The organism is Geobacillus sp. ZGt-1 (genome assembly GCF_001026865.1).
Classification (GTDB): Bacteria; Bacillota; Bacilli; order Bacillales; family Anoxybacillaceae; genus Geobacillus; species Geobacillus thermoleovorans.
The window spans coordinates 737,227-747,449 of sequence record NZ_LDPD01000023.1; the positions used below are offsets into that span (position 1 = coordinate 737,227).

8 protein-coding genes, 1 pseudogene, 1 riboswitch and 1 other annotated feature are annotated in these 10,223 nt (G+C 55.8%); of the genes and pseudogenes, 3 read left to right on the top strand and 6 right to left on the bottom strand.

The annotated features are described in order from the left end of the window. The 4 genes and pseudogenes from leuS to VU18_RS12435 form a co-directional block, all read right to left on the bottom strand. Positions 1 to 1,603: pseudogene (gene leuS, locus VU18_RS12420) on the bottom strand (leucine--tRNA ligase); the annotation flags it as partial. A gap of 75 nt (positions 1,604 to 1,678) precedes the next feature. Next, positions 1,679 to 1,900 (bottom strand) — a binding site (T-box leader). A 91-nt stretch (positions 1,901 to 1,991) separates the two neighbouring features. After that, the gene (locus VU18_RS12425; RefSeq protein ID WP_042381897.1) at positions 1,992 to 3,191 is read right to left on the bottom strand and encodes an MFS transporter; all 1,200 of its coding nucleotides are present in this window, start codon (positions 3,189 to 3,191) and stop codon (positions 1,992 to 1,994) included. Positions 3,192 to 3,401: 210 nt separating this feature from the next. Next, the gene (locus VU18_RS12430; RefSeq protein ID WP_011232316.1) at positions 3,402 to 3,566 is read right to left on the bottom strand and encodes a hypothetical protein; all 165 of its coding nucleotides are present in this window, start codon (positions 3,564 to 3,566) and stop codon (positions 3,402 to 3,404) included. Positions 3,567 to 3,584: 18 nt separating this feature from the next. After that, entirely contained in the window at positions 3,585 to 3,848 is a 264-nt protein-coding gene (locus tag VU18_RS12435) for a YtzC family protein (RefSeq protein WP_011232317.1), read from the bottom strand. A 285-nt stretch (positions 3,849 to 4,133) separates the two neighbouring features. Here VU18_RS12435 and VU18_RS12440 point away from each other — a divergent pair, with 285 nt between their 5' ends. Continuing rightward, positions 4,134 to 4,721, top strand: a complete 588-nt coding sequence (locus tag VU18_RS12440) for a class I SAM-dependent methyltransferase (protein WP_042381894.1) — start codon at positions 4,134 to 4,136, stop codon at positions 4,719 to 4,721. Positions 4,722 to 4,768: 47 nt separating this feature from the next. On the opposite strand, the gene VU18_RS12445 is transcribed toward VU18_RS12440, so the two are convergent. Beyond that, entirely contained in the window at positions 4,769 to 5,878 is a 1,110-nt protein-coding gene (locus VU18_RS12445) for a tetraprenyl-beta-curcumene synthase family protein (RefSeq protein WP_014196592.1), read from the bottom strand. Between the two features lie 338 nt (positions 5,879 to 6,216). On the opposite strand from VU18_RS12445, the gene VU18_RS12450 reads away from it, so the two are divergent. Then, a complete protein-coding gene (locus VU18_RS12450) occupies positions 6,217 to 6,765 on the top strand; it encodes a gamma carbonic anhydrase family protein (protein ID WP_011232320.1) in 549 nt (182 codons plus the stop codon). A 22-nt stretch (positions 6,766 to 6,787) separates the two neighbouring features. Here VU18_RS12450 and metK read toward each other — a convergent pair whose 3' ends face one another. Beyond that, positions 6,788 to 7,999: a methionine adenosyltransferase gene (gene metK, locus VU18_RS12455; protein WP_011232321.1), complete on the bottom strand. Its 1,212-nt coding sequence runs from the start codon at positions 7,997 to 7,999 to the stop codon at positions 6,788 to 6,790. 129 nt (positions 8,000 to 8,128) lie between these two features. Continuing rightward, positions 8,129 to 8,243: riboswitch (SAM riboswitch) on the bottom strand. Between the two features lie 218 nt (positions 8,244 to 8,461). Here metK and pckA point away from each other — a divergent pair. Then, positions 8,462 to 10,048: a phosphoenolpyruvate carboxykinase (ATP) gene (pckA, locus tag VU18_RS12460; protein ID WP_042381892.1), complete on the top strand. Its 1,587-nt coding sequence runs from the start codon at positions 8,462 to 8,464 to the stop codon at positions 10,046 to 10,048. Positions 10,049 to 10,223: the final 175 nt, after the last annotated feature.

Consider the following 10,223-nt stretch of genomic DNA (forward strand, 5'->3'; position numbering starts at 1 on the left):
CCGCGTGCTCCGCCCCGCCGATGTAAACATCGACCGGCAGCCACTTTTTCAGCTTTTCCGGATCGGCGAGCTGCTTGTCGTTGTGCGGGTCGATGTAGCGTAAATAATACCAGCAGCTTCCAGCCCATTGCGGCATCGTGTTCGTTTCGCGCCGCCCTTTTTTCCCGGTTTTCGGGTCGACAACATTGACCCATTCTTCGATGTTGGCCAGCGGCGACTCGCCCGTTCCCGACGGACGGATTTCATCCGTTTTCGGCAACACAAGCGGCAATTCCTCTTCCGGCACCGGCGTCATCGTGCCGTCTTCCCAATGGATGATCGGAATCGGCTCGCCCCAGTAGCGCTGGCGGCTGAACAGCCAGTCGCGCAGCCGGTACGACACTTTTTTCCGCCCTTTGCCGTGCTCCTCAAGCCAGGCGATCATTTTGTCGATCGCTTCCTGCTTGTTCAACCCGTTCAAAAACTCGGAGTTGATATGCTCGCCATCTCCGGTGTACGGTTCTTTTTCGATATCGCCGCCGGCGACGACTTCTTTCATCGGCAAGTGGAATTTTTTCGCAAACTCGTAGTCGCGCTCATCGTGCGCCGGCACGGCCATGATCGCTCCGGTGCCGTAGCTCATCAAGACGTAGTCAGCGATCCAAATCGGAAGCCGATCGCCGGTGACCGGGTGAATGGCGTACGCGCCGGTGAACACGCCCGTTTTTTCTTTCGCCAAATCGGTGCGCTCAAGGTCGCTTTTGCTTTGAATTTCCTTTAAGTAGGCGTCAACGGCTGGCTTTTGCTCCGGCGTCGTGATTTTTTCAACGAGCGGATGCTCCGGCGCCAAGACGGTGTACGTCGCGCCAAACAGCGTATCCGGACGCGTCGTGAACACGGTGAATGTTTCGTCATGGCCGTGGACGGCAAACTCGATTTCCGCTCCTTCCGAACGGCCAATCCAGTTGCGCTGCATCTCTTTAATGCTTTCCGGCCAGTCGAGCTCTTCCAAATCTTCAAGCAAGCGGTCGGCATAGGCGGTGATTTTCAGCATCCATTGCCGCATCGGCTTGCGGATGACCGGATGCCCGCCGCGCTCGCTCCGGCCGTTGATCACCTCTTCGTTCGCCAGCACCGTGCCGAGCGCCGGACACCAGTTGACCGGCACTTCATCCATGTAGGCGAGCCCTTTTTCATACAGCTTCAAGAAAATCCATTGCGTCCATTTGTAATAGTTCGGGTCGGTCGTATTGATCTCCCGGTCCCAGTCGTACGAAAAGCCAAGCGATTTGATTTGCCGGCGGAAATTGTCGATGTTTTTTTGCGTAAACTCCGCCGGGTCGTTGCCGGTATCGAGCGCATATTGCTCGGCCGGCAGCCCGAACGCGTCCCAGCCCATCGGGTGAAGGACGTTGTACCCTTGCATCCGCTTCATGCGCGCCAAAATATCGGTCGCCGTATATCCTTCCGGATGGCCGACGTGCAAGCCGGCGCCGGATGGATACGGGAACATGTCGAGAACGTAAAACTTCGGCTTGTCATCATCATCGGGCGTGCGGAACGTTTTGTTTTTCTCCCAATAGTCCTGCCATTTTTGTTCAATTTCGCGGTGGTTGAAGCTCATCGCAGCACTCCTCCTATCAAGTTCTACTTGCATCATTGACGAAAATATGTACAAAAAAACCCCCCATCCCCACAGCAAAGGGACGAGAGGCGCGCTTCCCGCGGTACCACCCTTTTTGGCGCGCCAAACGGCGCACCCGCTTTCTTCCTTAACGCGGATGGACGGCCGGCGCTGTCGATGACCGTTCACGCCGGCAACTCCGAGGCGAGTTCACGAGCCGACTTCGGTTGACTCGCACCATCCGTCAACTCTCTGCCGTCCGTCGGGCCCGCTACTGCTCCTCTTCACCGTTATTCGCCTTATTCGCACATGAATCGACCGATGAGTGGACAGAATGACAAATTTATTATTATTTTAAAAAATTTGTCGATCAATTGCAAGCCGAAATCTATACGGAAGCCGCGGTTTTTTCATCCGCGTTCTCCGTCCGCTTCGGGAGCCGACGATCATGCAAAAGCGCGGCCAGCACCGCCAATAAGGCAAACAATGCTAACATCATGATGAGCAGTTTCATTCCAAACAGATCGGCGACCGAGCCGCCGATGACCGGTCCGATCATCCGTCCGGCCGTGGCCGTCCCGTTGACGATTCCTTGGTAAAACCCGGCTTTCCCCGGGGGCGCCCATTCGTTCACCGCGGCCGGAATCGCCGGCCAGACGATCATCTCGGCGATCGTGAGCACAATCATGGACGCGGCAAACTCTGCAAACGAATGCGCCCCCAACAGCATGGCAAACGAAACGGCGAAAATAAAAAAACCGATCACGATTTGCCGCTTCAACGTCGGCATGAAGCGGCGGATGACCGCTGACAACAGCGGCTGGGCCAAGACGATCAACGCTCCGTTGATCGTCCAAAGCAAGCTGTACTGCCCGACTGGTATCCCGAGCTCGCGTGTATAGGCGGCGATCGTCGTCGACCATTGGACATAGCTCAACCAACACAGTCCATAGCCGGCGCAAAGGAGGGCAAGCGCCCAGCCCGCGGAGCGGGATGGCGCTCTTTCCGCTTCTCCGGATCGTTTCTTTCTCGGCGGCGGCAAGAGCGGAACGCGGCGCAGCCCGGCCACAACCGTAAACAAAAACGCGGCATACAACAAAAGATTGGCGAAAAAAACGAGCGAGAACGAATATGAAGCGACAAGCCCGCCAAGCGCCGACCCGACGGCGACGCCGATGTTTTGCGCGACATACAAGGCGTTGAACGCCCGCCGCCCCCCTTCCGGCCAAATCGCCCCGGCGTACGCCGACGCGGCCGGAAAGACGACGCCGCTGCCAACGCCGACAAACGCCAAAAACACCGCATAATGCGGCCAACCGTGCCAAACGCTTAAGCCGCCGAGCGCGGCTATCGTCAACATCGCTCCGGCCAACAAAACGCGAAACCCGCCGATCCGGTCAAACAAAAAGCCGCCGGCCAAGCTGCCGATGACGCTTCCCCCAGAGTTGAGCATGAGCACGACACCAGCGACAGCGAGCGGCTGGCCGAGCTGTTCGTGCAAATAGATCGTGTTTAGCGGCCATAGAAACGACGCCCCTGTCACATTGAGCGCCATGCCGACAAGCAGCCACCAAAGAGCGCGGGGCATCGGTCATCATCCTTTTCTGGCTTTTATTTTGAGTTCCGAAATAATTGTAGGGGAAAACAGGAAAAAATGCAATCAAAAAGGCGGAGCGTTCCGATGCGTCCGCCACTTTTTTGCCAAACTAACTCCCCACGGAAACAATGGCTTTTGAAGCGGGGCTCCTGCGCGAAAAGAAGAACAAGACGGAGCGGCTTCCGCCCCTTTGGCTTGTCGTCACCCGTTCCGCTGCTTGGAGCGGATCGGTTGGCCGCCCGTTTCCTCGTATTGCTTTTTCGCCAGCTTCACCGGGTCAAAGTCTTGACCAAGCTCAAGATCGTTATTGTTTTGGCCGTTGCGTGTTTTTTGTTCCGGATTCGTTTGTTTCAAGCGTCGCTTCATGTCGTGTTCCTCCTCGTTTCAGCGGTCAAGCAAAATCATGTCGTTTTGCAATTGCTCCAGTTGGAGCCGCATCCGATGCAGCTGCTCGCGCTGCTGGGCGTTGCAGCTTCGCGCCAAGTGCGCTAAATCGATGACCGTCTGCTCGAGCATCTGCTGGGCGTTGGTGTATTCGGTGATGTTGTAATGCTCCTGCTTTTGCGCTTCCGTATATTGCTCTTTCGCGTAGCGGATCACATCTTCACACCGCTGCAAAAATTCCTCAACGGATTGTCTTGTCGCCATGCGCTCACCTCGTTTCGTGATATTCCCTCATGTTTACTATGCGCCGCATAGGCCGGCCGTATCACGCCAATGATTGGCAGCGGTCGATTTTCCATGAAGTTTTTGTTACAATGCCGACGTGAGGATCTTCGTTCAGCTCGATCAATGTCGGTCAGCTCAAGGTTTTCTGTCACGCCGGCGCAGAGGATGGAAAGTTTAGGGGAAAAGCGATGGCATCCGACACTTTGGCGCAACGCCACGCCTGCCAACGTAAACGATGAAACGATCACAAGGAGGGGCCAACCGATGGCTTTGATGAACATTTTGCCGTTTGCCCGCTTTTTGCTTGATCAAGCAGTCAACGAAGGCGACATCGCCGTCGACGCGACCGTCGGCAACGGGCACGACACCGTGTATTTGGCCCAACGCGTCGGGGATTTCGGCCATGTGTTCGGCTTTGACATTCAGTCTGAGGCCATCACCGCCGCTTCCGCCCGCCTCGCGAAACATGGGCTATGCGGGCGGGCGACGTTGTTCGAGCGAAGCCATAGTGAACTGCTTGAGGCGCTTCCCGCCGATGTACACGGGCGCATCGCCGGCGCGGTGTTCAACCTCGGCTATTTGCCGGGCGGCAATAAGCAAATCGTCACCCAGCCGAAATCGACGATCGAAGCGGTCCGCCAGTTGCTTTCCGTCATGAAGCCGGGCGGCGTCATCGTTCTTGTCGTCTACCACGGCCATCCGGAAGGAAAGCGCGAACGCGACGCGCTCCTTGATTACGTCCGCTCTCTTGATCAACGGCGCGTCCATGCCTTGAAATACGAATTCATCAATCGGCAAAACAACCCGCCGTTTTTGCTCGCGCTCGAAACCCGGGCGGATAAGGGCGCCTGAATCAATCGGATCCCGCCCCTTTTGCCAATACAAGCAAACGGCCGCCCTTATGAAAAGGACAGCCGTTTTTGCCGCTCCTGCCAAAAGCGGTATGCTTTTCCGTTCCAATAGAAAAACTGCGACGCCGCCCCGCCGGCGCGGACGAGCCGGCGCGCCAGCCGGCGCAGCCCGCGCTGCTTTTTCACCTTGGCATCCGACAAATACAATCCAAGAAGCCCTCGGTGAATAAGGCGGTGAAACTCGCCGTGCGGAAGGGCGCCAACATGGCGGTCGGCCTCTTCGATGAAATGGCAAAGCCGCTCAAGCATCACCGTTTCATTCGGATAGTAAAAGCAAAAGTTTAAATCGCCGCCGTCCCGGTCTTCCTCCTGATCGATCAAATAGTCGAGCAAAATGTGCAGTCCTTGAATGTAAGGAAAATAACCGTCGCGCACTTGTCTCGCCATCTCCGGCGGCAGCGATTCGCCAAACGCATAGGCGACGAGGCAGAAAATGCCGAGCGTCGAACCGGAGCAGGCGGAAAACTCATACCACTCCATCGGCGGCAAGGCGTCTTTGTATTGCGCGAACCATTTCTCCAGCCGCGGCACCCGCTCGCTCGCTTCAACATGTTTATGCACTTGCAAGTCGCAATAATATCCGGCCAATTCATGCAAAAATGGGGCGATCGTCTCATAATGGCGCACCGTCTCGAGCACCTCTTGGCACGTGCGGACAAGCGCCGGCAAATAGCCGCCGTCTTCCTGTTCGCGGCGATGGCGGTAATAGTTCGACGGCTCTGCTCCGATCGTCAAAGCGTCCGGCATCGAATCGTGCAAGGCGCGAAAGTCGAGCGGATCGAGCGAGGTGCTGCGGTCGCACAAATTATCCAAATAATCGCTGATCGTCTGGTAAGCAACGATAAAGCGGATGCAATCCTCCATGTTTTCTCCGGCCAAGAGCGCCAAAATGGAGCCGCCTTCGCAATGGAACGTTTTCGAAGCGATGCTTGCGAGCGCCTGGCGCCGCAATTCCGGGTCGGGAATGCGCTCGGCCTGGCGCCGCCAATAGGCAAGCTCGCGGTGGACAAGCGGAAGCACGTCACGATACACCATTTTCATCAAGGCGATGGGGTTTTTCGGAATGTTCAATCGGCTCACCTCAGGTGCAAACACCATGGTCTCGTCTCCTAGCATTTCCATCTTATCGGCAACCAAAATCGTTTCGCGTCTGAACAGCTTGCGATCTCGTCTTCCAGTATTGCCATCAATGCGGCCGGGGCAAACCATAAAAGGGTTGGCGACGGAGTGAAAAAGCCGCTCAACAACGGTTCTTCTCACGTTGAGAAGCTTTGTGAAATCGGATCTTCTTCCCCGATCCCAACCACTCATCGGGCGAAACGAAACGTTTTTCACCAATCCCGATTAGGCGCGCTCGCTTTCGTTGGCGATTTGGACGCAGCGTTGTACAATACATGGTGAACGATCGATTTTGCAACAGAAAGGAACGAACGCCCATGATTTACCCATACAAAGGCAAAACGCCGCAAATTGCCGCCTCCGCCTTTATCGCCGACTATGTGACGATCACCGGCGATGTCGTGATCGGCGAAGAGACAAGCATTTGGTTCAATACCGTCATTCGCGGCGATGTGGCGCCAACGGTGATTGGCAACCGGGTCAATATTCAAGATAACTCAATTTTGCATCAAAGTCCAAACAATCCGCTTATCATTGAGGACGGGGTGACGGTCGGCCATCAAGTCATTTTGCACAGCGCCATCGTTCGCAAAAACGCGCTCATCGGCATGGGCTCAATCATTTTGGACCGCGCGGAAATCGGGGAAGGCGCGTTTATCGGCGCCGGCAGTTTAGTGCCGCCGGGCAAAAAAATTCCGCCCAACACGCTCGCCCTCGGCCGGCCGGCGAAAGTCGTCCGCGAACTGACGGAAGACGATATCCGCGAAATGGAGCGCATCCGCCGCGAATATGTCGAGAAAGGGCAGTATTACAAAGCGCTGCAGCAACAGCGGACATCGTGCGCCGACAAAAAAGAGCTGCCGTGATCAGGCAGCTCTTTTTCTTTCATCACTTGTCCGCCAACGCCAGCGCTTGTTCTTTCAACAAGGCGGCTTTGTCGGTGCGCTCCCACGGCAGGTCGATGTCCGTACGCCCAAAATGGCCGTAAGCAGCCGTCTGTTTGTAAATCGGGCGGCGAAGGTCGAGCATTTTGATGATGCCCGCCGGGCGGAGATCGAAGTTGTTGCGCACGACTTCAATCAAAATGTCTTCCGACACTTTGCCGGTGCCGAACGTATCGATCGAAATCGAAACTGGGCGGGCGACGCCGATCGCGTAGGCAAGCTGCACTTCGCATTTGTCGGCCAGTCCTGCCGCGACGATGTTTTTCGCGACATAGCGGGCCGCATACGCCGCCGAGCGGTCGACTTTCGTCGGATCTTTGCCCGAGAACGCGCCACCGCCGTGGCGGGCGTAGCCGCCGTACGTATCGACGATGATTTTGCGCCCCGTCAACCCAGCATCCCCTTGCGGACCGCCGATGACAAACCGTCCTGTCGGGTTGATGAAATATTTCGTGTTCTCATCAAGCAGCTCCGCGGGCACGACCGGCTTGATGACCTGCTCTTTAATGTCGCGCTGGATTTGCTCTTGCGTAATTTCCGGATGGTGCTGCGCGGAAACGACGATCGTATCGACGCGCACCGGTTTGCCGTTTTCATCGTATTCGATCGTCACTTGCGTTTTCCCGTCCGGCCGCAAGTACGGCAAGACGTCCGTTTTGCGCACTTCCGCCAATCGGCGCGCCAAGCGGTGCGCAAGCGAAATCGGCATCGGCATCAATTCTTCCGTCTCATTGCAGGCGAACCCAAACATCAATCCTTGGTCGCCGGCGCCGATCGCTTCGATTTCCTCGTCAGTCATCTGACCTTCGCGCGCCTCGAGCGCCCGGTCCACCCCCATCGCAATGTCCGGCGATTGTTCGTCAATCGATGTCAGCACCGCGCACGTATCGGCGTCAAATCCGTATTTGGCGCGCGTGTAGCCGATCTCCCGGACCGTATCGCGGACGATGCGCGGAATGTCCACGTATGTTGATGTCGTGATTTCCCCGCTCACGAGCACCAGCCCGGTCGTAACGCTCGTTTCGCAGGCGACGCGGGCGTTTGGATCTTTTTCCAAAATGGCATCCAAAATGGCGTCAGAAATTTGGTCGCAAATTTTATCCGGATGTCCTTCCGTCACAGACTCTGAAGTAAACAAGCGGCGTTTGGCTGACATTCGGTTTGTTTCCTCCTCTTGGCATAATGTGGCGACACGGAACTCATTTCCCTTTTTCCCTTCGCAATATAAAAAACCTTTCCTGTAACGGCTGAGGAAAGGTCATGGCAATCGTATTGCTTCCTTTCACTCTTATCGTTCAAGGACTGCGCCTTGCCACAGGTTAGCACCATTTCACACATGTACAGTTGTGACGGTTGCTGGGCTTCATCGGGCCTGTCCCTCCACCGGCTCGGGATAAGAGTATCCGTTCAATGACTTATCTTATCGCAACGGAATCGGCAAAGTCAACTATCAAAATTCATTTTTTATCATTTCCAGCCGCGAAAATTCTTTCCTCAAGGAAACCAACACATTGGGCAAAATAAAGTTTGAAAAACCCACACAATTAGTATGGACTATTAATAAAAATGTGTTATACTATTTTCAAGAGTGATTACAAAAAGAAGGCAGGTTTTGAATATGGGGATCGCAAACATGACGAATAAGCTTGATTTATTGCTGCAAAAACCGTACGTGCATCATCAACTGTCCGTCGCCGAGCTCGTTGAGAAAGTCCTGCAACGGAACGAAGGACGGCTGACGCACACCGGAGCCGTCGCGGTGACAACCGGCAAGTACACAGGGCGGTCGCCGAAAGACAAATACATCGTCGAAGAACCGTCAACGAAGCAAACGATCGACTGGGGCGCGGTCAACCAGCCGATGTCTCCGGAGACGTTTGATAAACTGTACGACAAAGTGCTCGACTATTTAATGAAGAAAGATGAACTGTTCGTGTTTAAAGGCTTTGCCGGCGCCGATCCGAAATACCGGCTGCCGATTCAAGTCGTCAACGAATTCGCCTGGCACAACTTGTTCGTCCATCAGCTGTTCATTCGGCCGAGCGCCGCAGAGCTCGCCGCGCATGAGCCGCAATTCACCGTCATTTGCGCGCCGAACTTTAAAGCCGACCCGAAAGTTGACGGCACGCGCTCGGAAGCGTTCATCATCATCTCGTTTGAACGGCGCACCGTGTTGATCGGCGGCACCGAGTATGCCGGCGAAATGAAAAAATCGATTTTCTCGGTGATGAACTATTTGCTGCCGGAACAAGGCATCCTGCCGATGCACTGCTCGGCCAACGTCGGCCAGGAAGGCGACGTCGCCCTCTTTTTCGGCTTGTCGGGAACGGGAAAAACGACGCTCTCGACCGACCCGAACCGCCGCTTGATCGGCGATGATGAGCACGGCTGGTCAAACCGCGGCATTTTCAACATCGAAGGCGGCTGCTATGCGAAATGCATCAACCTATCGCGCGAGAAAGAGCCGCAAATTTTTGACGCCATCGGCTTCGGCGCGGTGCTCGAAAACGTCGTCCTCGACGACGCGACGCGGGTGCCGAATTACGACGACGGCACGCTGACGGAAAACACGCGCGCCGCCTACCCGCTTCAGGCGATCAAAAACATCGTCGACCCAAGCGTCGCCGGCCATCCGTCCACGATCGTGTTTTTGACGGCTGATGCGTTCGGCGTCCTGCCGCCAATCAGCAAGCTGACGCGTGAACAGGCGATGTACCATTTCTTAAGCGGCTACACAAGCAAACTCGCCGGCACCGAACGCGGCGTCACCGAACCGGAAGCAACGTTCTCAACGTGCTTTGGCGCACCGTTTTTGCCGCGCCCGGCCGTCGAATACGCGGAAATGCTCGGGCAAAAAATCGCCGAACACAACGTCCGCGTCTTTTTGGTCAACACCGGCTGGACAGGGGGACCGTACGGCGTCGGCAGCCGCATGAAGCTCGCCTACACCCGGGCGATGGTGCAAGCCGCCGTCGAAGGGGAGCTGGACAACGTCGAAACGGTGCAAGACCCGATTTTCGGCCTCGCCATCCCAACCCACGTCCCCGGCGTGCCGGATGACGTCCTGCAGCCGCAAAACACATGGGCTGACAAACAAGCATACGAACAAAAAGCAAAAGAGCTGGCGCAAAAGTTCCGCGCCAACTTCCGAAAGTTCGCCCATATCGACCCGACGATCGAAAAACTCGGCGGACCGCTCGTGTAACAAGAACCCGGCCGGACAGGGAACATCCTGTTCGGCCGGTTTTTCTGTTCTTTCCTCTGCTTTCGTCTCCGACACTGAATCGTTAGACATTTCTGTACGTCGGTCCGTTTCATTCGCCTCAAACAACCAGACTCGAGCAAACGCAATGAGCTTCTGTGTTTTCATTTGCCGCAAT

What these genes read in the sequence shown, in the direction of transcription:
- pckA (WP_042381892.1), top strand. Translation starts at nt 8,462, where the DNA reads ATGGGGATCGCAAACATGACGAATAAGCTTGATTTATTGCTGCAAAAA.
- metK (WP_011232321.1), bottom strand. Translation starts at nt 7,999, where the DNA reads ATGTCAGCCAAACGCCGCTTGTTTACTTCAGAGTCTGTGACGGAAGGA.
- VU18_RS12450 (WP_011232320.1), top strand. Translation starts at nt 6,217, where the DNA reads ATGATTTACCCATACAAAGGCAAAACGCCGCAAATTGCCGCCTCCGCC.
- VU18_RS12425 (WP_042381897.1), bottom strand. Translation starts at nt 3,191, where the DNA reads ATGCCCCGCGCTCTTTGGTGGCTGCTTGTCGGCATGGCGCTCAATGTG.
- VU18_RS12430 (WP_011232316.1), bottom strand. Translation starts at nt 3,566, where the DNA reads ATGAAGCGACGCTTGAAACAAACGAATCCGGAACAAAAAACACGCAAC.
- VU18_RS12445 (WP_014196592.1), bottom strand. Translation starts at nt 5,878, where the DNA reads ATGGTGTTTGCACCTGAGGTGAGCCGATTGAACATTCCGAAAAACCCC.
- VU18_RS12435 (WP_011232317.1), bottom strand. Translation starts at nt 3,848, where the DNA reads ATGGCGACAAGACAATCCGTTGAGGAATTTTTGCAGCGGTGTGAAGAT.
- VU18_RS12440 (WP_042381894.1), top strand. Translation starts at nt 4,134, where the DNA reads ATGGCTTTGATGAACATTTTGCCGTTTGCCCGCTTTTTGCTTGATCAA.